Source organism: Flavobacterium zhoui (assembly GCF_042787235.1).
GTDB lineage: Bacteria > Bacteroidota > Bacteroidia > Flavobacteriales > Flavobacteriaceae > Flavobacterium > Flavobacterium zhoui.
Map to the genome: position 1 here is coordinate 95,203 of NZ_JBHZPY010000002.1, position 26,188 is coordinate 121,390.

Sequence of the window (26,188 nt, forward strand, 5' to 3'; positions counted from 1 at the left end):
TGAATCAAAAGACAAATATGAAATACAAATTAATACTACTTCTTTTTTTGATATCTTCTATAAATAGCTACTCTCAAAAAAAATATTCTTTTGATTATATTATTGAATATAATTTCCAGAAAAATGAAACTTCAAAAATAGAGAAACGATATCTTTTAACCAATTCTGAAGATGATAGTTACAGTGTGTATGTCTATGAAGAAGATAATTTAAATTTCAAAATGGATTTTAAAGATGAAAAAGGTATTCGTAGTATTTCAATAATTGATAAAAGTCAGTTTTTTAAAGCAGAAACCATATCATTAGCATGTGAAAGTATTCACTATCAAAAAGAAAAACATAAGTATGATATGGGTAGATTTGACTTTATGAATAAAGAGGATACGCTAATTGATGGTGTTTCTTATAAAAATTATGTGATGAAGTATCATAAAAATTCAGAATCGAAAAGATATAATCGTGGAATTTCACATTATGTTGTAGAAAATAGTACAGAATTCCATCTGCCTTTAATGATGTTTTCAAGTATATTCGATGTTAGTGTAACAAGTAAAAACAGACCAAATGGGATTGCAAAAGAAATTTTCTCATTAAGCCATGATGAAAAGCATTACGAGTTTATATATAAACTATCGCAATTTGTAAAAACCAAAAAATATTTAGAAGTCCCAATAGAATGTGATTATACAAATCCTAAAATCAGTAAATATAAATAATAGATTTTAATAGGAAACACCAAATTTTAAACGCCAAATTAAATAAATGAAAGCAACTATAGTTACCATTGGTGATGAAATTTTAATAGGACAAATTGTTGATACGAATTCTGCTTTTATCGCCAAATCATTAGATAGAATTGGTGTTGAAATCAACGAAATGATTTCTATAAGTGATGATAAAAAGCATATTTTGGATACTTTTGCAAAGCTTCAAAATACGGTGGATTTAGTTATTATAACTGGTGGTTTAGGGCCTACAAAAGATGATATTACCAAGAAAACATTCTGTGACTATTTTGATGATGAATTGATTGTTGATGAAGAAGTCGAAAAACATGTTGTCGAGTTAATTGAGCGTGTGATGAATAGAAAAGCTTCGCAAATCAATAAAGATCAGGCTCTTGTTCCTTCTAAATGTACGGTGCTTCATAATCAGGTGGGAACAGCACCTGGAATGTGGATGAAAAAAGAAAATACTGTTTTCATTTCGCTTCCCGGTGTGCCCTATGAAATGAAATATTTAGTGGAGAATGGAATCATTCCAAAAGTAGTTCGGGAATACAAAAGACCTTATATTATTCATAAAACAATTCTTACTTACGGTCAGGGCGAAAGCCTAGTTGCTGAACGCATTGAAGACTGGGAAAATAGTCTTCCAGAATTTCTAAAATTAGCTTATTTGCCTGCTCCGGGAAGGGTTCGTTTGAGGCTTTCTGCCCGAGGTACTGATAAGGAAAAATTAGAGGCTTCCATTGCCGAAAATGTAAAATCGCTTGATGCAATAATTCACGATATTATCGTTGGTTTTGATGATGATGAAACCTTGGAAGTCGTAGTTGGAAAAATGCTTGCAGAACAAAACAAAACACTTTCAACCGCTGAAAGTTGCACCGGAGGTAAGATAGCTGAGGTTTTAACTTCTGTTCCTGGATCTTCCCATTATTTTAAAGGCAGTGTAGTTTCCTATGCTACGGAAACTAAAATCAATGTGCTTGGTATACCGGAAAGCCTCATTGAAGAGTATTCTGTGGTGAGTAGAGAAGTAGTTTCGGCTATGGCTTTGAGTGTTAAAAAAATGATGAAAACGGATTACGCAATTGCTACAACCGGAAACGCTGGACCGTCAAAAGGGGACTCAAAAGCTGAAATTGGAACTGTTTTTATAGCATTGGCTACGCCAAATGATATAATTGTTGAAGAATTTAATTTTGGACAACCACGTGAAAAAGTGATAGATAGAACAGTAATCAAGAGTTTAGAAATATTACAGAAAGAAATTTTGAAAAATGTACTTTAATTATTTTGCATAATAGGTTTATTTTTCTTTTCTTTGCACCCTCGATTTGAATAACGATAAAAGATAAGATAATGTCAAGAGTTTGTGACCTTACAGGTAAAAGAGCGATGGTAGGAAATAACGTTTCTCACGCTATGAATAAAACTAAGAGAAAATTTTCTGTAAACTTAGTTAAAAAGCGTTTTTATCTTCCAGAAGAAGATAGATGGATTACTCTTAGAGTAGCAGCATCTACGATAAAAACAATTAACAAAAATGGAATTGCTGCGGTTTTGAAAAAAGCACAGTCAGAAGGATTTATTAAATAATCCATTCCAAAATAAAAAAATAGCAAGATGGCAAAGAAAGGTAATAGAATCCAGGTAATTTTAGAATGTACTGAGCACAAGACTTCAGGTGTTGCAGGGACTTCAAGATACATCACAACAAAGAACAAAAAAAATACTCCAGACAGATTAGAGATTAAGAAATTTAATCCAATCTTGAAACGTGTAACAGTTCACAAAGAAATTAAGTAATAATTAGAGATTTTGATAAAAATATCAAATGGTGACATTTGGAGATTTTGTTAAAATACATATACATTTAAATCATGGCAAAGAAAACAGTAGCAACGTTACAGACATCTTCTAAGAGATTATCAAAAGCCATCAAAATGGTGAAATCTCCAGTAACAGGAGCATATACATTCGTAGAATCTATTATGGCTCCAGAAGCAGTTGATGAATTCTTGAAAAAGAAATAGTTAACAATCACATTATATAGAAAAGCTACTTTCATTCGGAAGTAGCTTTTTTATTTTCTATATTTACCGTTAGAAAATCGTATTGACTCTTTAAGTCTAAATACTTCATTTTTAATACTATTACACAATGAGTTTTTTCAAAAGAATATTTTCCCAAGAGAAAAAAGACCCGAGCTTTAGCGAACAGGCGAAGCAAACATTAGACAAAGGTCTGGAAAAATCAAAAACAACTTTCTTTTCAAAACTGAGCAAAGCGGTTGCCGGAAAGACTAAAGTTGATGATGACGTTTTAGACAATCTGGAAGAAATTCTTGTGGCTTCGGATGTGGGAGTTAATACCACATTGAAAATTATTACTCGAATAGAAAATCGTGTAGCTTCAGATAAATATCTTGGGATAGAAGAACTCAATCAAATCCTTAGAGAGGAAATAGCGAGTTTATTATCTGAAACAAACTCAGGTGAGGCAACGGAATTTGTCATTCCAACTCAAACCAAGCCTTATGTTTTAATGGTTGTTGGTGTCAACGGAGTTGGAAAAACTACTACTATCGGAAAGCTGGCATATCAATTTAAAAAACAAGGCTACAAAGTGGTTTTGGGTGCTGCAGATACTTTTCGTGCCGCAGCTATAGATCAATTGCAAATTTGGGCAGATAGAGTAGGTGTTCCTATTGTTCGTCAGGATATGGGAAGTGATCCTGCATCGGTAGCTTTTGATACTTTGCAATCAGCGGTTGCTCAAAATGCGGATATTGTCATTATTGATACGGCAGGACGTTTGCATAACAAAATTAATTTGATGAACGAATTGACAAAAGTAAAGCGAGTGATGCAAAAAGTAGTTGGAGATGCGCCTCACGATGTTTTGTTAGTTCTTGACGGTTCCACTGGTCAAAATGCTTTCGAACAGGCGAAGCAATTTACTGCCGCTACAGAGGTTACTTGTTTAGCTGTTACAAAATTGGACGGGACTGCTAAAGGTGGTGTAGTAATTGGCATTTCTGATCAATTTCAGATTCCTGTGAAATACATTGGTGTAGGGGAAAAAATTGAAGATTTACAAGTCTTTAATAAATACGAATTTGTAGATAGTTTCTTTAAATAATAAGTGCAATGAATTTTTCTTCTTTTAAAAATACAAACCCAATTTATTTTTATTTTATCAGTATTTCTTCTTTTGTTTTGGCCAATCTTGTCAGAAGCAAAAGTATTAATTTTTACTATTTTTTATTGCTGGTTGGTTTAGTTTTCTTTGTTCTGGGAATGGTAAAAAGAATGAAAAATAAATAAATTTTTATTGATATAAAGCGCTAATTTTCTCCCATAAAGTTTCATCAAAATCGGATAAAGCTAGGTTGTCATTATCAGCTGAAGGAAAGATATAGTGGACTATAGAAAACAGCTCCTGATTGCTTCGTTCCTCGCAATGGCAAATGGATAAAAAACAAATTAAATATGAAAAACGCATTTAGAATTTTATGTATTTCACTGTTTTTTGTTGCTTGTCAGCAAAAGATAACTCCTGCCGATGTTCCTAAAATTAATGGGTATTGGGAAATTGAAAAAGTAGTCTTTGATCAAGGAAAAGATAAGGATTATGGGATGAATGAAAGTTATGATTATTTTCAAATAGGCAAAAATAACAACGGAACCAGAAAGAAAGTTATGCCACAGCTAGATGGTACTTTTTTGGTTAACAATAGTTATGAAAATGTAACCATACGATTTGCAGGTGATAAAGCATTTTTAGATTATTCGACTCCGTTTACAAAATGGAGTGAGGAATTAATTTCCCTTTCTGAGGATAAGATGGTGCTTAAAAACCCAGAGAAAAAAGAATATCATTATAAGAAAACGGGACCAATAAACTTACTGGGCGATGGCAAAAAGACTAAATAATCAAAGTACGATAGGAGATGTTTTGAAACAAATTATCCAAGTAAACAAACTTCAACCCGGTATGGACCAGATTGATGTCAAAGATGCATGGAAAAATTTGATGGGGAACGGAGTTAACAGTTATACCAGAAATGTGGTTTTGAAAGGATCTACTTTATATGTTGAATTGACTTCATCGGTTTTGAGAGAAGAATTAAGTCATGGAAAGTCTAAAATAGTCGCGATGATTAATGAAGAATTACGTCGTGACGTTGTTAAGGATGTTGTTTTGAGATAATGAAGAAGTGTTCAGTATTCAGGGCTCAGTATTCAGTTGTGATTGTAAAATAAAAAAATCCCGTTTCAATTTTGAAACGGGATTTTTTTAATTATCTGTAACAGAATACTAGAACTGCTCTCTTCCAGCAAAATGGAAAGCACCTTCGATAGCTGCATTTTCATCGCTGTCAGAACCGTGAACTGCATTTTCTCCAATAGAAGTTGCGTATGCTTTACGGATAGTTCCTTCAGCAGCTTCAGCTGGGTTTGTAGCACCAATTAAAGTTCTGAAATCTTCAACAGCATTATCTTTTTCTAAAATAGCAGCAACAATAGGACCACGAGTCATGAATTCAACTAATTCACCGTAGAAAGGTCTTGCAGCGTGTACAGCATAAAATGCTTGTGCATCAGCAACAGTCAATTGCGTTAATTTCAAAGAAACAATTTTGAAACCAGCAGTTGTAATCATTGCTAATATATTTCCGATGTGTCCGTTTTCAACCCCATCAGGCTTAATCATTGTAAAAGTTCTATTAGTTGCCATTTTATTTTGTGTTTTTTAAATTTTGTGCAAAAATAGACTTTTTTTTGAATTAAAATTGTTAAATCAGCAGTTTGGCCTCTTTTATGTATTTAAAAATGCTGTCTTTATTATTTTATACTTTAAAAATTAATTTGTTTTTGTAAAATAACCACAAAATAAAAGACCAAATTCCAACATAAATTAAAGCTCCAACCAACGATGCCAATAAAGGATTAGTAAAAAATGGTTCAATCCAAAAAGTATAAATATATTTTTGCAGATCGATTTGCTCTGTTGGTATTTGAGGGTTTTGAAATTGAATCATTCGCAATCCTTGTGGAATTATGCCAGAGAAAAAGAATACTACCATTGGGTTTACTCCCCAAATTAGAAATAGTTTTGTCCATTTTTTATACTCTATTACTTCTATAACGTAAAATAAAATAGTCAAGCACAAAATGGCTAATCCGGAAGTGTATAAAACATAAGAGCTGGTCCAAAGTGATTTGTTGATAGGGAATATGATGTTCCAAAGTAGTCCCAATACAGTAAGTATTAAACCTATTATTGTCATTTTTTTGACAATTTTTAACTTTGGTAAAGGACGATTAATCAATTGGCCGATTAGTAACCCGATTATTCCTGAAGCAATTGCTGGAATAGTGCTTAATATTCCCTCGGGATCCCAAGTTTTTGAAAAAATCCACATGTATCCTTTTAATACTACGCTATCGAACCAAGCGCCCAAGTTGGTTCCTTTTTGAAAGTTTGCCGCTCCAATTCCCGGAACGGGTACTAAAGCCATTAATCCCCAATAAAGGAGTAATAGCGCTATAGCGGTTAAAAGTTGTGTTTTTTGACTAGTTTTTAAATAGAACAGCGAAACGAAAAAATAGACAATCCCGATGCGTTGAAGTACGCCTGGAATTCTAACCTCTTGATACGCTTCGATACCGCTATATGCTAAAAACAGTAAAATAACAAAAACAAAAAGTGTCAAATAAGTTTTGATTTTTAGACTGAAGTTTCCCAAAAGCGGATAACTTACTCCAATAGTTATAACTAATCGGCCCAATAATAATGGAATTCCTTCTAGTCCAAAAAGTTCTATTTTACCAAAAAAATTAAGAAATAATCCCAAACAAAAAATCCGTAAAGCGCGTATTGTTGTTTTATTGAAAGTTGCGCTGTCAAACTGTTTAGTTGGCATTGCAAAAGATATGGCAACGGCCATGATAAAAATAAAGAAAGGAAACACCAAATCGGTTGGGGTGCATCCGTTCCATTCTGCATGTTCTAACGGCGGATAAATGTGATCCCAACTTCCAGGATTATTTACAATTGTCATCAACAAAATTGTGAACCCTCTAAATACATCCAGCGAAATTAAGCGTTCTTTGGTCATTGGTTTTTGGTTGGTTTTGGTTAATAGAACTTGGACTTACGGTAACGTAATTATATCGAAATTTTGTTCCAAAGGTTTTAATTTATTGACAATCGCTGGAATTAAATCTGCTCCGTTTTCTAAATAAAATTCAGAGAAATTGGCCTGTCGTTCTTGCAAACTTTCATTTGGGAACAGCTCGTTTTGTAAGTCCGTGATGCGTTGTAATACTTCACTTAGCTTTCTTTTTTGTGCTTTTAGTAATCGTTTCTCCAGATTTTCCAATCCTTTGGTTTGTTTCACTTCTTGTGCTTTTACCGCTCCGATAAACGATTCATCGGTATGATTTGCGATTTCATAAAGTGCTTCAAATTGTTTCTGCAACTGTTCTTTCATCGGTGACAAATCGATTGGAAATTCAGATAGTTGTTTGGTTTTGAAATTTAATAATTCGGCTTGTTTTGAAAATAAATCTTTCCAACTTAAATTTATTTTGTCTGCTTTCTTGGCTTGTTTTTTGGTTGCAAGCAATACTGAATTTCGTAGTAAAAGCATTGGGAAAGTCACTTTTGCAGCAGCGAAAAATGATTTTAATTCTAACCAATATGCAATTTCTCCGCCTCCGCCAATGTAGCAAAGATTCGGTAAAATCGCTTCCTGATATAACGGACGCATAATCACGTTAGGACTGAATTTTTCAGGATGATTTTCTAATAACGCTAGAATTTCGCCTTCAGAGAATTCGATTTTAGTATGGTTTACTTTGTATTTTCCATTTTCAAGAATAATGCGTTCGCGCAACGTATCTTCAATGTAAAATAAATTGATTTCACGGGGATTTACCTGAATCGTATAGTTTTTTAGCTTTTCGGCAGTTTCAAGTACCAAATTATGGGAAGATTGATGCAGCAATTCTTCTTTAGCATAAGGAATAAAAGCTCGTTTTAAGTCGGAATTATCAGCATCCAAAATAACCAAACCGTATGCGCCAAATAATACATTAGCTAAATGTCTTGTAGCATCAGCTAAATTATCGTGATTGAGATACGATTCCTGAAACATTTTTTTTACGGCCTCGGCATTGGTACTGGAACCTAATTCCAAGGCAAATACCTCAAAGAAATCTTTTAAACCTTTAGTAGATAATCTCCCAACAGGACCTGTACTTTCAGTATTCCATCGGAATTTTTTTCCTTTGAAATTGAAATAATTAATCTCTTCAAAATCATGATCTTCGGTCGCCATCCAGTAAATGGGAACAAAGCTATAGGAAGGATATTTTGCTTTTAATTCAGTGGTTAAATTAATTGTTGAAATAATCTTGTATAAAAAATACAAAGGTCCACTTAATAAATTTAATTGATGACCAGTGGTTACCGTAAATGTATTTGGAAGTGCTAAATCTTCAATATTTTGTTTGGTTAAAGCAGAAGTTTCAACATTCAAATATTGTTTTTGTAAAACCGAGACTAAAACGGGTCTGTTATTATTGTCGAAATTGCTTTGCTTTTCAAGGATTTGATCTTCAAAGTTTTCAAGCTTTGGAAATCTATTGTATAAAGAATATAAATTGTTTTTTTGATCTAAATAATCGTTCATCAAAGAAGAGAAATATCCGGAATTTTGATAGCTGATACAGTCGGTTGGCATAATAAAGTTTTATATGTCGCTAATTTACCAATAATAATTGGAACTATAATATTTGTTACTTTCGAAAAATAGTATCAATTTTATCGAAATATTTTGACATTACTATGAAAGATAATTTAAAATCTATTTCAGAAAATTAATTAAAACACGTTCTTTTTGGCAGTTTAATTGGTACAACTATAGAATTTTTTGATTTTTATATTTATGCAAATGCGGCAGTTTTGGTTTTTCCGTAATTGTTTTTTCCTTCAAAAGATAGTACCAGTGCGGTTTTGCTGTCTCTTGCGACGTTTTCGATAGCGTTTCTTTCTCGACCTCTCGGTTCGGCAGTTTTTGGACATTATGGAGATAAAATCGGTCGCAAGACTACCTTAGTAATTGCTTTATTGACCATGGGTGTTTCAACGGTGAGTATTGGTTTCTTGCCGAGTTATGCCAGTATAGGACGAGCTGCTCCCTTATTATTAATGTTTTGCCGTTTTGGTCAAGGAGTTGGTTTAGGTGGCGAATGGGGTGGAGCGGTATTACTGGCAATCGAAAATGCTCGGCCTAATAAACGTGCTTGGTATGGTATGTTCCCCCAATTGAGAGATCCAATAGGTTTGTTGCTTTCAGGAGGGACTTTTTTGGTTTTGACAGATACAATGAGTGCGGATGCTTTTCTTGATTATGGTTGGAGGATTCCGTTTATAGCAAGTTCGTTATTGGTTGTAGTAGGTTTTTTTATTCGATTAAAAATTACCGAAACTCCTGCTTTCGAAAATTCTAAAAAAGAACAGGAAGAACTGAAAATCCCTTTTTTTTACTTTATTAAAATTTTATAAAAATCAGTTGATTTTTGGGACATTTGCGGCCATAACTACTTTTTTAGTGTTTTATCTCATGACGGTATTTACGCTAAGTTGGGCAACTTCGGATTTGGGTTATTCCAAAAGAGATTTTCTATTGATGCAATTGTTTTCGGTATTGTTTTTTGCCCTTTTTATTCCTGTATCGGCTTTAATTGCAGATAGTATCGGGCGAAGAAAAATGCTGATTTACACCACAATAGCTATTGGCATTTTTGGATTTGCATTTTCTTTTTTCTTAAACTCAGGTAGCCACGTATTGGTGACCTTGTTTTTATGTGTTGGAATGGCTTTAATGGGATTTACATATGGCCCTTTGGGGACTTTCTTGTCGGAATTATTTCGCACGAATGTTCGTTATTCGGGTACTTCGTTGGCATTTAATATGGCAGGAATCATCGGAGCGGCTTTTGCTCCTATGATAGCAATTTGGTTAGCTACGCAGTATAGTCTGACCTATATTGGTTTTTATTTGAGTAGTGCAGCCATTATCTCTTTATTTTCGTTGATGCTGATTAGCAAAGAAGACCAAAAGTTTTGAATTTTCTATAAATTTATTATTTTATAAATTAGGATTTTAACTTCCAGTTGAAGTTTTGCGAAAATTACTAGAATTATCCCTTATTTTTGCACAAAACAATTTCTTTTGAAAACGAAACTATTTCTCATTACGCCTCCTTTTACTCAATTGAATACGCCGTATCCGGCAACCGCTTATATCAAAGGGTTCCTGAATACCAAAAATATTGATTCTGTTCAGGCTGATTTGGGTATAGAAGTGATTTTGAAATTGTTTTCGAAAGAAGGTTTAGAAAATTTGTTTAAAGTTGCGAGTTCAATGTTTAAAGCTGAAGAGGTTTCGGATAATTCCAAACGAATTTACGCTTTACAAGACGAATACCAAAAAACTATTGATTCTGTAATTGCTTTTTTACAAGGAAAAAATCCAACATTGGCGCTTCAAATTTGTCAAGAGGATTTCTTGCCGGAAGCGTCCCGATTTGCACAATTAGAAGAACTCGACTGGGCTTTTGGGACAATGGGAACACAGGACAAAGCCAAGCATTTAGCGACTTTGTATCTCGAAGATATTTCAGATTTTATTGTCGAATGTGTCGATGCTAATTTTGGTTTCAGTCGCTATGCGGAACGTTTAGGACGTTCAGCCAATTCTTTTGACGAATTGTATCAAGCTTTACAAGAAGAACCAACGTATATTGATAACGTACTTCTTTCAATTCTGAAAGAGAGAATTGAAAATATTCAACCTCCATTGTTCCTGATTTCAGTTCCGTTTCCAGGGAATTTGTATTCAGCTTTTCGTTCCGCACAATGGGTGAAGAAGAATTATCCGAACATTAAAATTTCGATGGGTGGCGGTTTTCCAAATACAGAACTACGTTCGCTTTCAGATGCACGTGTTTTTGAGTTCATTGATTACATTACTTTGGATGATGGCGAAGCGCCAATTGAAGAACTTATAAATGCTGTCACTTCGAGCGCAATCGAGAAGCAATATAAAAGAACCTTTCTGTTGGAAGATGGAAAAGTCGTTTACAGAAACAATTCCCTAAAACACGATTATAAACAATCGCAAGTTGGAACGCCGGATTATTCGGATTTACTTTTGGATAAATATATTTCGGTTATCGAAATTGTGAATCCCATGCACCGAATGTGGAGTGATGGCCGCTGGAATAAACTCACCATGGCGCACGGTTGCTACTGGGGAAAATGTACGTTTTGTGATATTTCGTTGGATTATATAAAAATATACGAACCGGTCGCTGCCAATTTGTTGTGCGATCGAATGGAAGAAATGATTGCCCAAACAGGCGAGAACGGTTTTCATTTTGTTGATGAGGCTGCTCCGCCGGCATTAATGCGCGCTTTAGCTTTAGAAATTTTGCGAAGAAAATTAGCTGTGACATGGTGGACTAACATTCGATTCGAAAAAAGCTTTACCAAAGATTTGTGTCTACTTTTAAAAGCATCCGGTTGTATCGCGGTTTCTGGTGGTCTCGAAGTTGCTTCGGATCGATTATTAAAACTGATAGATAAAGGTGTAACGGTGGAACAAGTGGCGAAAGTAACCCGTAATTTTACTGAAGCAGGCGTAATGGTTCATGCGTATTTGATGTATGGTTATCCTACTCAAACCATTCAGGAAACCATAGACAGTCTAGAAATGGTGCGTCAGTTATTTGAAGTGGGCGTTTTACAATCCGGATTTTGGCATCAGTTTGCGATGACCGCGCACAGTCCTGTTGGGATGTTTCCAGAGAAATTTGGCGTGGTAAAAGAAACCGAAGTTATTGGAACTTTTGCCAATAACGATATTAATTATATAGATTCAACAGGAATTGATCATGATAAATTCAGTTTTGGACTTAAGAAATCCTTGTTCAATTTCATGCACGGAATCTGCTTTGATTACGAATTGCAGGATTGGTTTGAGTTTAAAATTCCGAAGACCAAAATCTCCCCTGATTTTATATTTGATGCTTTACAAGAAGATCAGGATTTCAATAGTAAGCCCACTGCTAAAATTGTTTGGCTAGGAGGGAAGCCTATTATTGAACATTTTACCAAATCTAAAAAAGGAAATTTCTGGGAAATGATGACTTTGACTTTCCACGATAAAAAAGAAAGTTTCACTATTCAAACTAATAAGAACGAAGGGGAATGGCTGGTGGAAATGCTTCTGAAAATTTCAGTTTCTAATGCTAAAATTTATACGTTTCAAGAAATAAAAACTGATTTCGAAATGCAATTGGAAGACTTTGAATTATTTTGGTATTCAAAACCAATAAAAACCTTGAGAGATTTCGGATTATTAGTGTTGTAAATTTATTTTAGCAAAACTATATTAAATTAGCATAAAACTTTAATTTTTAGATTACGCAAACGTTTTCTTTACTTATTTTTACGACCAATAAAAAATGTACTTATGAGTATTGGTTATAAAGTAAATGTAAATGACACTTTTCATTTTGATGTTGAAAAGAAGCATGTTTCACAACTAGATGCAGTGAGTGTGGAAACAAATAAATTCCATGTATTGCATGAAAACACACCTTATAAAGCTGAAATTGTAACGTCTGATTTCAATCAAAAAAGCTATACTGTTAAGGTAAACAACAACACCTACACTGTAGCTATTTCAAATCCATTGGATATTCTTATCAAAGAAATGGGATTTGAAGTTGGCCTTACCAAACAAGTCAATTTTATTAAAGCGCCTATGCCTGGATTAATTCTGGAAATTAGTGTTGTGGTGGGACAAGAGGTAAAAGAAAACGACAATTTAATTATTCTGGGCGCGATGAAAATGGAAAATAGTTTCCTTTCTCCCCGCAATGGTATTATCAAGTCGATTTCGGTTGCTATGGGAGATGCAGTAGATAAAGGACAGTTGTTAATTGAATTCGAATAAGATTATGAAAAAAATATTAGTTGCCAATAGAGGGGAAATTGCTATCAGGGTGATGAAAACCGCGCAAAAAATGGGCATTAAAACGGTAGCGGTTTATTCAACTGCTGATAGAAATGCACCTCACGTAAAATTTGCCGATGAAGCCGTTTGGATTGGAGAAGCACCTTCGAGTCAGTCGTATTTGTTAGGAAGCAAAATTATAGAAGTTGCCAAAGCTTTAAACGTGGATGCAATTCATCCAGGTTATGGATTTTTGAGTGAAAATGCTGATTTTGCCGAAGAAGCCGAAAAAAACAACATCATATTTATTGGTCCAAAATCTAGAGCCATTAAAATCATGGGAAGTAAACTGGCTGCCAAACATGCGGTTAAGCAGTACAATATTCCAATGGTTCCCGGTTTAGATGAGGCAATTACCGATATCGAAAAAGCAAAGTTAGCTGCAACAGCAATTGGTTTTCCAATTTTGATTAAAGCTTCGGCAGGTGGAGGTGGAAAAGGAATGCGTGTGGTAGAAAGCGAAAGCGATTTTGAATCTCAAATGAATCGCGCCATTAGCGAAGCGATTTCTGCTTTTGGTGATGGTTCCGTTTTTATTGAAAAATATGTTGCTTCGCCGCGACATATAGAAATTCAAGTTATGGCGGACAGTCATGGCAATATTTTGTATTTATTTGAAAGAGAATGTAGCATACAACGCCGTCATCAAAAAGTGATTGAAGAAGCTCCATCTTCGGTTTTAACACCTGAATTGAGAAAAAAAATGGGTGAAGCAGCCGTTTTGGTAGCTAAATCATGTGATTATTTAGGAGCGGGAACTGTCGAATTTTTATTGGATGAAAATAATAATTTCTATTTCCTGGAGATGAATACTCGTTTGCAGGTGGAACATCCCGTTACAGAATGGATTACCGGAACTGATTTAGTGGAACTGCAAATCAGAGTGGCTAGAGGTGAGGAATTAACCATCAAACAAGAAGATTTGCATATAAAAGGACATGCTTTAGAATTGCGTGTGTATGCCGAAGACCCGATGAATGATTTTTTACCAAGTGTAGGTCATTTAAATAGATATCAATTGCCTGTGGGCGAAAATATTCGTGTCGATAATGGTTTTGAGCAGGGCATGGACATTCCTATTTATTATGATCCCATGTTGGCCAAACTAATCACGTATGGAGAAACTCGTGAAGAAGCGATTCAATTGATGCTTAAAGCTATTGATGGTTACCATGTGGAAGGTGTACAAACGACATTGCCTTTCGGAAAATTCGTTTTTGAACATGAAGCATTTCGTTCCGGAAATTTTGATACCCATTTTGTAAAGAAATATTACAATGCTGATGTATTGAAAAACCAAATGGCTAAGGAAGCCGAAATTGCCGCTCTTGTGGCTATGAAACAATATTTTGAAGATCAAAAAATCGTACGATTACCTCATTAAAATATTTATTCACCATTAAGAGATTAAGCTTCATTTAGAAAAAGCAAAACTTAATTCCTTAATGGTTTTAAATAAAATGGCATTGTTCAGATTATTGATAGTTTAAATTGCCTCCAGCTTTAGCTGGAAGAAAATAAATGAATGTCAAATTGGCTTTAGCCAAAAGGCAAACAATTTTAGCTAAAGCCATTGAATACTATTCATAATTTCATATCCTCCAGCTAAAGCTGGAGGCAATTCAAAGCTTTGGATAAATAATTGGATAAATTAGAAACAGCTCAATAGGCGCAAGAAGGTTAATAAAAATTAGCGGTTAAAAAAGAATAGTATGCAAGACAAAATAAAAGTATTAAATAATAAAATTACCGAAGCTCATTTGGGTGGCGGTAAAAAACGTATCGAAAAACAGCATTCCAATAAAAAACTAACGGCGAGAGAACGTGTCGAGTATTTGATGGATGAAGGTTCTTTTGAAGAGATTGGGATGTTGGTCACGCACCGTACTACTGATTTTGGGATGGATAAGGAAATGTTTTATGGTGATGGTGTAATCACAGGATATGGAACTATCAACGGAAGATTGGTTTATATTTTTGCTCAGGATTTTACGGTTTTTGGTGGTTCGTTGTCAGAGACACATGCGGAGAAGATATGTAAAGTCATGGATATGGCCGTCAAAATGGGCGCACCAATGATTGGACTGAATGACTCTGGTGGAGCACGTATTCAAGAAGGTGTTCGTTCTTTGGGCGGTTATGCTGATATTTTCTTTAAAAACGTTCAAGCTTCTGGAGTGATTCCGCAAATTTCAGCGATTATGGGACCCTGCGCCGGTGGAGCCGTTTATTCTCCTGCTATGACTGATTTTACCATGATGGTTGAAGATACCAGTTATATGTTTGTAACAGGGCCCAACGTTGTGAAAACCGTAACCAATGAAACGGTAACTTCAGAGGAATTGGGTGGGGCGAGTACTCATTCTACTAAATCGGGAGTGGCACATTGCACATCAGCAAATGATGTGGAATGCTTAGAAGATCTGAAACGTTTGTTGAGTTATTTGCCACAAAGCAATAAAGAGAAAGCACACAATTTACCATACGAACTCCATGATGAGGTTCGTACTAAATTAGCGACAATTATTCCGGATAATCCAAACAAACCGTATGATATGCATGAGGTGATTGGTGGCATTATTGATGAAGATTCGTTTTTTGAAATTCATAAAAACTATGCCGAAAATATCCTTGTGGGTTTTGCCCGACTGGCAGGAAAAAGCATTGGAATTATAGCGAACCAACCGATGATTTTAGCCGGCTGTCTCGATGTGAACAGTTCTAAAAAAGCGGCTCGATTTACCCGTTTTTGCGATTGTTTTAATATTCCTTTATTAGTTTTGGTAGATGTGCCCGGGTTTTTACCAGGAACTGATCAAGAATGGAATGGAATTATAGTTCATGGGGCGAAATTGCTATACGCTTTAAGCGAAGCGACCGTACCAAGAGTGACTGTGATTACTCGAAAAGCCTATGGTGGCGCTTATGATGTGATGAACTCGAAACACATTGGTGCCGACATGAATTTTGCTTGGCCAACTGCCGAGATTGCGGTGATGGGAGCCAAAGGTGCCTCTGAAATTATCTTTAAAAAAGAAATCAGTGAAGCCAACGATCATGAAGCAAAACTCTTAGAAAAAGAAGCTGAATATGCTGATTTGTTTGCGAATCCATACACAGCAGCACAACGTGGTTTTGTTGATGAAGTAATCCTGCCACAAGATACAAGGCGCAAACTGATAAAAGCCTTTAGTATGCTTGAAAATAAAGTAAGCGTATCTCCTAAGCGGAAACACGGGAATATTCCTTTGTAAAATTTTATAAGAATTGAAAAACCCACCTGATAAAGGTGGGTTTTTTTGGTTAAAACACTAAATTGTAACTTAGGTTTCTCTAGTATATGTTTACTTTTTTAAGTGCTCGACTCTTTATTCAAATTATTTTTTTTACAATATTGAAAGGTTCATATTCAATTATGTAGTTTGTTATTTTATGAAAAAAAAGTTTAACTTGCGAAAAAGAAATAAGATAATTCTTCTAAAAAAAATAGAAGTTTTTATAAGAAAAATCAAATAAATTTATTTTTCAAAAAATACCACTTTGTTCTATGAAAAAATACGGTAATATTAATACCTACTACAAACTTTTATTGTTGATTAGTGCAACAAGTTTGTTCTTTTTATTGCTTTATGTTTCACTTTATCTGTATACCATTCAAGAAGAGAAACAATTTTATAAAAGTATCTATAATCAGTATAAAAATGAAGTCAATTCGCTTTTCAAACTCAATTCTGAAACAGCTACTGCCACAATAATCGATGTTACATTTTGGGATGCGTTGGTAAAATATACCAAGACGAGAGATAAAAATTGGTATAGTAAATCTGTTGCAAGCCAATTCGAAACTTACAACATGGATTATATTGGCGTTTATGATTTAAACAATAATTTGATTAGCAAAACAGTTTCTTCTAAGATTAAGACAAATGATTTTATTCAAAAAGAGGTAATGTCGCAACTTTATAAGTCTAAAATCACTCGGTTTTATTTGAGGATTCCGGAGGGAATAGTCGAGGTTTTTGGCGCAACAATCCATCCTTCAGACGACCCTAAGAAGACTAAATCGAACCCTTCGGGCTACTTTTTTATGGTTCGACTTTTAGACAAACAATTTTTGGAAAATCTAAATCTGATTAGCAGCTCTAAAACAAGTTTGAAGAATGAAAATCATACAAACACATCAGGGGAAGATGTTGTAAGCGTAGATTTAGACCTTAAAGATTACAAAAACAATGTAGTATCGCAATTAACTTTTAAAAGAGTTTTTAATCTAAATTTTAAAAACACAAAAGAGATTCTTTTTGTCGTTATACTGGCCTCGCTATTTAATATTATAATTTGTCTTTATTTCACCAAACGTTGGGTATATAATCCTTTGAAATTAATCACCAGTATTTTAGAAACAGGAAGTTTATTTGCCATTGGTAGTTTAAAAAGAATAAAAGGAGAATTTGGATACATTGGTAATCTTTTTGAAGAAAATAGTAATCAAAGAACACAATTAGAGATTTCAAAACACAAGGCGGAGGAAAGTGATAAACTAAAATCTTCTTTTTTGGCTAATTTGTCACATGAAATCAGAACTCCAATGAATGCTATTGTTGGTTTTAGTGATTTGTTGAATAATCCTGATTTAGAGGAAAAGGATAAAGCAGAGTATTTAAGAATAATTAATAGAAGCGGCACTAATTTGGTCTCAATTATTGAGGATCTTATTGAAATGTCGAAGATTGATGCACTTCAAATTAAACCCAAATATAAAGGTATTAACCTTAATAAATGCATTCACGAATTGTATGAAACCATAAAAGTCACCATTCCAAAAGAAAAACAAATTAATTTTTTTGTTATTGAATGTCCACATCCAATTGAGAAATATTTAATTACAGATGTCGTTAAGTTAAAACAGATTCTTGTGAATTTAATAGCAAATGCAATTAAATTCACAGATAGCGGTTCTATCTCTTTTGGTTATGAAATAAACGAAAGTGATGGAACCGTGGTTTTTACCGTAAAAGATACCGGAAGGGGAATTGACGAAAAAAATTTAAAGGCAATATTTGATCGATTTTTAAGAGTTGAGGATCATTTTCATGCTGAATCAAATGGCTTAGGATTGGGCCTTGCTATTTCTAAGGCATATATCGAAATGTTAGGAGGTTCAATTTCTGTAAAGTCATCATTTGGTATTGGTTCAGCTTTTACATTTAAAATACCATTAGTTTTGGATGAATCAGAAAGAAAAAGAAAAACTAAAACTAATGCTTGTTTTGAACGTAATTCAGGAAATGAAACGATATTGGTTGCTGAGGATGATAATATAAACTTCTTATTATTAAAGAAAATTTTAGAACTAAGAAATTATACAATTATTAGAGCAACTAATGGGCAAGAAGCGGTCGATATTTGCGCAGTAAATAAAGATATTGATTTGGTTTTTATGGATGTCAAAATGCCGGTTATGAATGGATTAGATGCTTTTGCAATTATAAAAAAAACGAATCCGGATTTAATTGTAATAGCCCAAACGGCGTACTCTTCAGCAGAGGATAAAGAAATGATACTGAATCTAGGTTTTAAAAATTATATTACGAAACCTTTGAAACGAGAAAAAATATTTGAGTTATTAGATGAGTCTTTCGTTAAAAAAGGAGAATATAACTGCTAAGTGAAAACACGCCAATAGTGCTTTATAAGGATTATCCATAAAATTAGAAAAACAACCTGATGATTTAGGCGTTTTTTATTTTTAAATCAGTTTTATATTTAAAGTAAAAAACTGGTTGGTGTTTTTTTATTACCATTTGACATTTTAGTATCTTTCTGATAGCATTTAAAAGCATAGGTTTGCTTTCTATGTTTTATTTTAACCAAAGCACTATAATGTTTAAAAAAAAATCCCTTTTACTGGTTTTACTATTCCTTTCCTTTGTTTCCTTTGCTCAAAAAGTAGCGGAGCAAAACAATTCCTTTCTCTATTCAGGAAGGGTAGAGAATCTAGCCGATTATAAAGTAATTTTGATAGGCTCGGCATCGTCTGTTTCGTTTAATTTTAAAGGGAATTTGTGTTCTATTTCATTACAAACTCTTGAGGAACACCAAAATTATGTTACATTAGAATTAGATGGTACTTATATTGGAAGAGTTCGGATTGAAAAAGGAGCATTGCAGTCTTTTCCCATTGTAATTTCTAAAAAGAAAAGAACACACCGTCTCACCATTTATAAAGCTACCGAAGCTGCGAATGGCGGGGTTTTATTTAACGGAACTATAGCTAAACTAACCCAAATTACTCTTGAAAACAAAAAAAAATAGAACTTATAGGTGATTCTATTACGTCTGGTTTTGGTAATGATACGACAGCAATTCCTTGTGGAACAGGAGAATGGTACGAGCAACATAATGCGTATTGGGCGTATGGACCTATCGTTTCTCGTAGTCTAAATGTGGATTATGTGTTGAGTTCCGTTTCTGGATTTGGTATGTACCGTAACTGGAATGACGAGCATAAAGATGAAGCAATTATCCCTGATGTTTACGAAAATTTGTATTTGAATAAAGACAATTCTAAACCGTATGATTTTGCTTTTCAGCCAGATTTGATTAGTATTTGTTTGGGAACGAATGACCTTTCGGATGGTGACGGAAAAAAAGAACGATTACCTTTTAACGAAGAAAAATATGTTTCAAACTACATCAATTTTATCAAAACGGTTTATAAACATGCGCCAAATACCAGAATAGCATTATTGAACAGCCCAATGGTTTCGGGAGACAGAAATGTCACTTTAGTGCGTTGTTTGAAAAAAGTGATTCATGCTTTTGAAAATGATATCCAACACAAAACTATTGCTTTATTCGAATTCCAATCGATGAAACCAAACGGTTGTGGTTCGCATCCGGATATCGCTGATGACAAAATAATGGCCGCCCAATTGACTCCTTTTTTTAAAAAATTACTAGATGAAAAATAACATAATTGTTTTTGTTTTCTTTTTGATACTGTCTCATTCCGCTTTCGCAAATGTTACGCTTCCCAATGTGCTTTCGGACAATATGGTTTTACAACGCAATTCCGAAGTTACAGTTTGGGGTTGGGCGAATCCACAGGAAGAGGTCGTTATAACTCCAAGTTGGAATCATCATGAATATAAAATCAAAGCCAGTAATCAGGCTAAATGGGAAATAAATATTCCAACTCCAAAAGAAGGCGGACCATTTACGATTTCTATAAAAGGATACAATGAAATTGTATTGAAGAATATTTTGATTGGCGAAGTGTGGATTTGCTCGGGCCAATCTAATATGGAAATGTCAGCGAGTTGGGGGATTGAAAACGGGGATGAAGCAGTAAAAAATGCCACGAATGAGAATATCCGGTTTTTTATGATTCCAAAATTAACGGCAACCTCACCACAAAATAATGTATCGGGAAACTGGACGGAATGTACGCCAGCGACGATGAAATATTTTAGTGCAACAGGTTATTTCTTTGCCAAACGTTTACAGGAACAGTTAAAAAAAGTGCCTATCGGTTTGATTGGCTCGAATTGGGGCGGAACACCAGCAGAGATTTGGATGCCAGAAGAAGTCATTCAAAAAGATGTGGTTCTACTGGAAAGTGCCAAAACCCGAAAAGAAGAATCCTATGGGCCAAACCAACCGGGGCGCGCTTTTAATGCGATGATTTTTCCCTTGGCGGGATTTAAAATTGCAGGTGTGATTTGGTATCAAGGCGAATCTAATGTGGGTTCAACAGTTTATGATAAAACCTTTTCGGCTTTAATTACTTCTTGGAGAAAATTATGGAAATACGACTTTCCGTTTTATTACGTTCAGATTGCGCCCTATAAATATGGAGAAAATCATTTTGGTGGTGTTGAAATTAGAAATGCACAACGCAAAGTATTGCAAGAAGTTCCCAATGTAGGAATGGCGATTACCAGCGATATTTCTCCAATAGATGATATACACCCAAAAGACAAGAAATCATTAGGGACAAGATTGGCAAATTTGGCTTTGGTGAATACCTATAAAACCAATTCGGATTTAGTTTATGGACCACTTTACACAGCCATAAAAATTGATAAAAATAAAGTTGTTGTTACTTTTGGTAATGCTAACGGATTGCATTTTACAACCAAAAATGCGAATCAATTTGAAATTTCCGGAATTGATAATTTGTTTTATGTGGCAGAAGCCGTGATTAAAAAAAACACAGTGATTGTAAAATCGGATAAAGTATCACATCCTGTCAAAGTTCGTTTTGCATGGACAAACATAGCTCAATCAGAGTTGTTTAATAAAGCGAATTTACCTGCTTCGTCATTTATGAGTGAATGATAAAAGTGATCATATACGATTTTGTCATTTAGAGGAAGGAGAAATCATATCTTGAGAATAACTAATGAGTTTTCTCCGTTGTCTAAATGACAATAAAATTAGCTTAATAATGTTTATGCCGCGTGAGGGATAGAAGGCGGTATCCTCATAGCGTAGCGGAGAAATAAAGCCGAATCGCCTGACGCTTTTTCTGATTTTTTTCAGGGAAAGGGTCACGCCTAAAAATTTAAAAAACCAAACTAAAATAAACTATGAACACTAAAAAATTAATAGCTGCAGGTATTTTTACCCTGATTACCATTTCAATTATGAATGCACAGAAAAAACCACATTTAGATAAGACGAAACCCATAGAAGAACGCATTGATTTGTTAATGAAACAAATGACGATAGAGGAAAAAGTGGGGCAGATGAATCAGTATAACGGCTTTTGGGAAGTGACCGGCCCGGCGCCAAAAGAAGGGAATGCCGAATTGAAATACAAACATTTACGTGACGGTTTGGTAGGGTCGATGCTGTCAGTTCGTGGGGTTAAAGAAGTAAAAGCAGTACAAAAAATTGCGGTGGAAGAAACGCGTTTGGGGATTCCATTAATCATAGGATTTGATGTGATTCACGGGTATAAAACCTTGAGTCCAATTCCGCTGGCAGAAGCGGCAAGTTGGGATATGGATGCTATAAAAAAATCAGCTCAAGTGGCTGCTGCCGAAGCTTCAGCGGTTGGGATTAACTGGACTTTTGGTCCAAATGTGGATGTTTCTCATGAAGCGCGTTGGGGTCGTGTGATGGAAGGCGCGGGAGAAGATGCCTATTTGGGAAGTAAAGTGGCGATTGCCAGAGTTACCGGTTTTCAAGGTGATACTAAGGCAGATTTGGCTAAAGTAAATACGATTGCGGCTTGCGCCAAACATTTTGCAGCCTATGGTTTTGCTGAAGCAGGAAGGGAGTACAATACGGTAGATATCAGTAATTCAAGATTGTACAATGAAGTTTTACCTCCGTTTCATGCAGCTGCAGAAGCGGGAGTGCGTACGTTTATGAACTCCTTTAATATCCTGAACGGTATTCCTGCAACGGGAAACAGTTTCTTGCAAAGAGATATTTTGAAAGGGAAATGGAATTTTGATGGATTTGTAGTTTCAGACTGGGCTTCGGTGCGTGAAATGATTGCTCATGGTTTCGCCAAAGATGGCGCCGAAGCAACTCAAAAAGCTGTAACCGCAGGTTCTGATATGGATATGGAATCGTATTTGTATGTGGCTGAATTAGCCAATTTGGTTAAATCCGGTAAAGTAAAAGAATCCTTAGTTGATGATGCGGTACGCCGAATTCTAAGAGTGAAATTTGAATTGGGACTGTTTGACGATCCTTATAAATATTGTGACGAAAAGCGTGAAAAAGCGACTATTGGGAGCAAAGCTAATAATGACGGAGTCCTTGACATGGCCAAAAAATCAATCGTGTTGTTGAAAAACGAAAAAAACTTGCTTCCGCTACAAAAAATAGGACAAAAGATTGCCTTGATTGGTGCTTTGGCAAATGATAAAAACAGCCCTTTGGGAAGTTGGAGAATTGCTTCAGACGATAATACTGCCGTTTCCGTTTTGGAAGGAATGCAGCAATACAAAGGGAATGAATTAACTTTTGAAAAAGGAGCCGATTTGACGGTTGGAAAAACAGCTTTCGTAGAAGAATTGGTTTTCAATACTACGGATAAAAGCGGATTTGAGGCTGCAAGAAAAGTAGCTGCAAGCGCTGATGTAGTAGTAATGGTGTTGGGAGAACATGGTTTTCAATCAGGAGAAGGACGTAGCAGAACAAATCTTGATTTACCGGGTGTACAACAAGAATTATTGGAAGAAATTTATAAAGTAAACCCAAATATTGTTTTGGTTTTAAACAACGGAAGACCATTGGCTTTGCCTTGGGCAGCAGCACATATCCCTGCTATCGTTGAAGCATGGCATCTGGGAACACAAACTGGAAATGCTGTGGCACAAGTATTGTACGGAGATTACAATCCAAGCGGGAAATTGCCTATGTCGTTCCCAAGAAATGTAGGTCAATGTCCCATTTATTACAACAATTACAGTACAGGAAGACCTACTAATGGAGAGGGAAATGTTTTTTGGTCTCACTATACTGATGTAGAAAAAACACCTCAATTTCCTTTTGGTTTCGGATTAAGCTACACGACTTTCGATTATAAAAACTTAAGAATAAATAAGGCGGCTTTCGCCAAAGGGGAGTCGGTTGTGGTTTCAGTAGAAGTTACCAATTCTGGAAATTACGATGGAAAAGAAGTGGTGCAATTGTACATTCATGATGATGCAGCAAGTTTGGCCAGACCGGTAAAAGAACTAAAAGGATTTGAATTGATCACCTTGAAAAAAGGAGAAACTAAAACAGTTACGTTGACATTAACCGATAAAGAATTAGGTTTCTTTGATAATGACGGAAATTATTTGGTTGAACCAGGAACTTTCAAAATTATGGTAGGAGGAAGCTCTGACAAAGGATTGGAAAGTGGGTTTGAGATTAAATAAAATAAAATAAACACGATTTCACTAATTAGCATAAATTTTTAATTTATATCATTTAAAGTTAAAATTTGCACTAAAAATAAATTCTATTATTCAGTTTAGATTCGTGAAAATCCGTGAAATTCGTGTTTGAATTTTTGAACCAATTTTTTAAATTAAACTTATGAAATACAATAGATGTGGGAAAAGTGGTTTATTACTGCCACAAATTTCTCTTGGCTTATGGCATAACTTCGGATCAGTAGATAATTTCGAAAATGGAGAAAACATTGTCAAAGCCGCTTTTGATAAAGGAATTACTCATTTTGATTTGGCCAATAATTATGGGCCGGTTCCGGGTTCGGCAGAAACTAATTTTGGTAAAATCCTGAAGAATAATTTTCAGGGAAACCTACGTGATGAAATCGTGATTACTACCAAAGCCGGTTACACGATGGGGATTGGTCCTTATGGAGACTGGGGTTCCCGAAAATATTTATTATCGAGTTTAGACCAGAGCTTGAAACGTATGAATTTGGAGTATGTGGATATTTTTTATTCGCATCGTTTTGATCCGGAAACACCTTTGGAAGAAACCATGACGGCACTTGATTATGCTGTACGAAGCGGAAAAGCATTGTATGCAGGAATTTCTAATTATAATGCGGAACAAACCAGAGAAGCTACCGAAATCCTAAAACGATTAGGAACGCCTTGTTTGATTCATCAAGTGAAATATTCGATGTTTGTTAGGAAACCTGAAGCAGGTTTATTAGACGTTCTGAAAGAAAAAGGAGTAGGCTGTATCGCTTTTTCACCTTTGGCACAAGGACTTTTAACGGACAAATACCTAAAAGGGATTCCTGAAAATTCAAGAGCTTCCAATCCAAATGGACATTTGCAATTAGAAGAAGTATCTGAAGCTAAAGTTCAAAAGATAATAGCGTTGAATGAAATAGCGAAAGAACGAAATCAATCATTAGCACAAATGGCATTGGCTTGGTTATTAAAGGATAACCGAATCACTTCGGTTCTGATTGGCGCCAGTTCTGTGGGTCAATTGAATAATAATATTGACAGTTTGCAAAATTTGGATTTCTCCGCAGCAGAATTAGCCGAAATTGAAAGTATTTTGGGATAATTATAATGTAGAGACGCACAGTAGAGACGCCCTGCAGTGCGACTCTACATTATAATTATTTCAATTTCAAATTATACATTTTCACCAACTCCAATGTCAATTTATCCGAAGAAAATACAGAGTTCAAACCCTGTGGTTCTTGTGGAGGATCTGCAGTAAAAGTGTCTCCGATATTCCATTTTCCTGTACTGTTGACGGCTTTTCCTTCACCACCAAAACCCCAAAAATTAATCCCTTGTAACGCCTCATTATTGTTATGGCTTTTTACTAATCTTTCAAAGAAAGCTTTGTAAAATGTATTTCTATCCACTACGGAGGATTTAGGTAATAGACTTTCATTGGCTCTTGGTAATCCAAATTCTTCAATTACAATAGGTTTTCCTAATTTTTTTGCCACTGCAATATGGTCGTTAATGTATTGTGTAGCTTTTTCAATCGCAATCGGTAAAGTAGTTTTCGCATCATCAGCCTTGAACCAACCCCAGTTTTTCGGCCAAATATGCATCGTCAAATAGTCAATTTTTGGATTGTTATGAGTACGCTCAAAAGTTGCCAAATCATCATTCGAACCTGCTTTTCCTTCAGAACCTGTCGAAATCAAATGATTAGGATCTAAACTATCAATCAAATCAACAGTTTTGTTTAGCCAAAGTGTAAATTTCCCTTCATTTTCAATACTTTGTACACGAGGTTCATTCCCTACTTGCCAAGCCATAATTGCTGGATCTTCGGAATATTTTTGCTTATTATAGGCATTTGTTCTACCCAAAATATACTTGATATGATTCTCAAAAGCCACCATACACGGTTCACAACTGTGGTATTGCTTTATATAATCCATAAATTGAGGCCAAGTGTTGGGTTTTATATTCGGATTTGGGATTTTACCGTAACCATTCCATTCTAAATATTGTGACATACCACCAGACCATTCCCAGTTGTTGTTGAGGTATAAAACGGCATACATGTTGCGTTTTCCCATTTCTGTAATCAAGAAATCCAAACCATCCAATAAATCGGCATTGTATTTTCCCCGTTCGTATTGTAAAGCTGGACTAACGGTATAATCATACGTTCCGCCATCAGCTCCTACTAAAATTCGAAGATTATCAATACCGCTTTTCTTCATTAAATCCAGTTCGCGAAGCAATCGTTTACGATCACCCACTTTTTTTGAACCCAGTAAACTGCCATACCAATAATTAGCACCCACATACGAATACGGTTTATCACCTTTATAAAATTGCGTCCCTTTTACGGTTATTGGCGCTTGTTTTTGTGCTGAACTAACAGTTGCCGAAACACAAATAGTGAGCAGCATTATTTTTGAAACTAAATTCTTCATATTTTTTTATTT

At 35.0% G+C, this 26,188-nt stretch carries 24 protein-coding genes; 20 read left to right on the forward strand and 4 right to left on the reverse strand.

The window, feature by feature from the left end; genetic code table 11:
• Positions 1-17: 17 nt before the first annotated feature.
• The 8 genes from ACFX5F_RS03440 (at position 18) to ACFX5F_RS03475 (ending at position 4,940) form a co-directional block, all read left to right on the forward strand.
• The gene (locus ACFX5F_RS03440) at positions 18-716 is read left to right on the forward strand and encodes a hypothetical protein (RefSeq protein WP_379849934.1); all 699 of its coding nucleotides are present in this window, start codon (positions 18-20) and stop codon (positions 714-716) included.
• 46 nt (positions 717-762) lie between these two features.
• A complete protein-coding gene (locus ACFX5F_RS03445; RefSeq protein WP_379849936.1) occupies positions 763-2,016 on the forward strand; it encodes a CinA family nicotinamide mononucleotide deamidase-related protein in 1,254 nt (417 codons plus the stop codon).
• Positions 2,017-2,087: 71 nt separating this feature from the next.
• The gene (gene rpmB, locus ACFX5F_RS03450; protein ID WP_024980263.1) at positions 2,088-2,324 is read left to right on the forward strand and encodes a 50S ribosomal protein L28; all 237 of its coding nucleotides are present in this window, start codon (positions 2,088-2,090) and stop codon (positions 2,322-2,324) included.
• Positions 2,325-2,351: 27 nt separating this feature from the next.
• A complete protein-coding gene (rpmG, locus tag ACFX5F_RS03455) occupies positions 2,352-2,534 on the forward strand; it encodes a 50S ribosomal protein L33 (protein ID WP_017495179.1) in 183 nt (60 codons plus the stop codon).
• A gap of 74 nt (positions 2,535-2,608) precedes the next feature.
• Complete coding sequence (locus tag ACFX5F_RS03460; protein WP_073207479.1) at positions 2,609-2,761, forward strand: DUF4295 domain-containing protein; 153 nt, start codon at positions 2,609-2,611, stop codon at positions 2,759-2,761.
• Positions 2,762-2,888: 127 nt separating this feature from the next.
• Complete coding sequence (ftsY, locus tag ACFX5F_RS03465; RefSeq protein ID WP_379849939.1) at positions 2,889-3,869, forward strand: signal recognition particle-docking protein FtsY; 981 nt, start codon at positions 2,889-2,891, stop codon at positions 3,867-3,869.
• A 350-nt stretch (positions 3,870-4,219) separates the two neighbouring features.
• Entirely contained in the window at positions 4,220-4,663 is a 444-nt protein-coding gene (locus tag ACFX5F_RS03470) for a hypothetical protein (RefSeq protein ID WP_379849941.1), read from the forward strand.
• Complete coding sequence (locus tag ACFX5F_RS03475; protein ID WP_379849943.1) at positions 4,644-4,940, forward strand: DciA family protein; 297 nt, start codon at positions 4,644-4,646, stop codon at positions 4,938-4,940. Before ACFX5F_RS03470 ends, ACFX5F_RS03475 begins: the two co-directional genes overlap by 20 nt.
• A 108-nt stretch (positions 4,941-5,048) precedes the next feature.
• On the opposite strand, the gene ACFX5F_RS03480 is transcribed toward ACFX5F_RS03475, so the two are convergent.
• The 3 genes from ACFX5F_RS03480 to bshC form a co-directional block, all read right to left on the reverse strand.
• The gene (locus ACFX5F_RS03480; RefSeq protein WP_196850927.1) at positions 5,049-5,468 is read right to left on the reverse strand and encodes a nucleoside-diphosphate kinase; all 420 of its coding nucleotides are present in this window, start codon (positions 5,466-5,468) and stop codon (positions 5,049-5,051) included.
• A 112-nt stretch (positions 5,469-5,580) separates the two neighbouring features.
• Complete coding sequence (locus ACFX5F_RS03485) at positions 5,581-6,852, reverse strand: acyltransferase family protein (protein ID WP_379849945.1); 1,272 nt, start codon at positions 6,850-6,852, stop codon at positions 5,581-5,583.
• 36 nt (positions 6,853-6,888) lie between these two features.
• A complete protein-coding gene (gene bshC / locus ACFX5F_RS03490; RefSeq protein ID WP_379849947.1) occupies positions 6,889-8,481 on the reverse strand; it encodes a bacillithiol biosynthesis cysteine-adding enzyme BshC in 1,593 nt (530 codons plus the stop codon).
• 236 nt (positions 8,482-8,717) lie between these two features.
• Here bshC and ACFX5F_RS03495 point away from each other — a divergent pair, with 236 nt between their 5' ends.
• From ACFX5F_RS03495 to ACFX5F_RS03550, 12 genes are all read left to right on the forward strand, one after another.
• A complete protein-coding gene (locus tag ACFX5F_RS03495) occupies positions 8,718-9,305 on the forward strand; it encodes an MFS transporter (RefSeq protein WP_379849949.1) in 588 nt (195 codons plus the stop codon).
• Positions 9,306-9,312: 7 nt separating this feature from the next.
• Positions 9,313-9,870: an MFS transporter gene (locus tag ACFX5F_RS03500; protein ID WP_379849951.1), complete on the forward strand. Its 558-nt coding sequence runs from the start codon at positions 9,313-9,315 to the stop codon at positions 9,868-9,870.
• Between the two features lie 105 nt (positions 9,871-9,975).
• Positions 9,976-12,177: a B12-binding domain-containing radical SAM protein gene (locus tag ACFX5F_RS03505; RefSeq protein WP_379849953.1), complete on the forward strand. Its 2,202-nt coding sequence runs from the start codon at positions 9,976-9,978 to the stop codon at positions 12,175-12,177.
• 102 nt (positions 12,178-12,279) lie between these two features.
• Positions 12,280-12,765 carry an acyl-CoA carboxylase biotin carboxyl carrier protein subunit gene (locus tag ACFX5F_RS03510; RefSeq protein ID WP_379849955.1) on the forward strand — a complete coding sequence of 162 codons (486 nt, stop codon included), beginning with the start codon at positions 12,280-12,282 and terminating at the stop codon, positions 12,763-12,765.
• Positions 12,766-12,769: 4 nt separating this feature from the next.
• The gene (gene accC / locus ACFX5F_RS03515) at positions 12,770-14,209 is read left to right on the forward strand and encodes an acetyl-CoA carboxylase biotin carboxylase subunit (protein ID WP_379849957.1); all 1,440 of its coding nucleotides are present in this window, start codon (positions 12,770-12,772) and stop codon (positions 14,207-14,209) included.
• A 328-nt stretch (positions 14,210-14,537) separates the two neighbouring features.
• On the forward strand, positions 14,538-16,079 hold the full coding sequence (locus ACFX5F_RS03520) for an acyl-CoA carboxylase subunit beta (RefSeq protein WP_379849959.1): 1,542 nt from the start codon (positions 14,538-14,540) through the stop codon (positions 16,077-16,079).
• Positions 16,080-16,372: 293 nt separating this feature from the next.
• Positions 16,373-18,493, forward strand: a complete 2,121-nt coding sequence (locus ACFX5F_RS03525) for an ATP-binding protein (RefSeq protein WP_379849961.1) — start codon at positions 16,373-16,375, stop codon at positions 18,491-18,493.
• 215 nt (positions 18,494-18,708) lie between these two features.
• Entirely contained in the window at positions 18,709-19,140 is a 432-nt protein-coding gene (locus ACFX5F_RS03530) for a hypothetical protein (protein ID WP_379849963.1), read from the forward strand.
• A 50-nt stretch (positions 19,141-19,190) separates the two neighbouring features.
• On the forward strand, positions 19,191-19,799 hold the full coding sequence (locus ACFX5F_RS03535; RefSeq protein WP_379850401.1) for an SGNH/GDSL hydrolase family protein: 609 nt from the start codon (positions 19,191-19,193) through the stop codon (positions 19,797-19,799).
• The gene (locus ACFX5F_RS03540) at positions 19,789-21,168 is read left to right on the forward strand and encodes a sialate O-acetylesterase (protein WP_379849965.1); all 1,380 of its coding nucleotides are present in this window, start codon (positions 19,789-19,791) and stop codon (positions 21,166-21,168) included. The genes ACFX5F_RS03535 and ACFX5F_RS03540 overlap by 11 nt, the downstream gene beginning before the upstream one ends.
• 251 nt (positions 21,169-21,419) lie before the next feature.
• Complete coding sequence (bglX, locus tag ACFX5F_RS03545; protein ID WP_379849967.1) at positions 21,420-23,714, forward strand: beta-glucosidase BglX; 2,295 nt, start codon at positions 21,420-21,422, stop codon at positions 23,712-23,714.
• 160 nt (positions 23,715-23,874) lie between these two features.
• Positions 23,875-24,831: an aldo/keto reductase gene (locus tag ACFX5F_RS03550; RefSeq protein ID WP_379849969.1), complete on the forward strand. Its 957-nt coding sequence runs from the start codon at positions 23,875-23,877 to the stop codon at positions 24,829-24,831.
• Between the two features lie 55 nt (positions 24,832-24,886).
• Here the strand turns inward: ACFX5F_RS03550 and ACFX5F_RS03555 are convergent, their stop codons facing one another.
• Positions 24,887-26,176 carry a glycoside hydrolase 5 family protein gene (locus ACFX5F_RS03555; protein WP_379849971.1) on the reverse strand — a complete coding sequence of 430 codons (1,290 nt, stop codon included), beginning with the start codon at positions 26,174-26,176 and terminating at the stop codon, positions 24,887-24,889.
• Positions 26,177-26,188 lie beyond the last annotated feature (12 nt).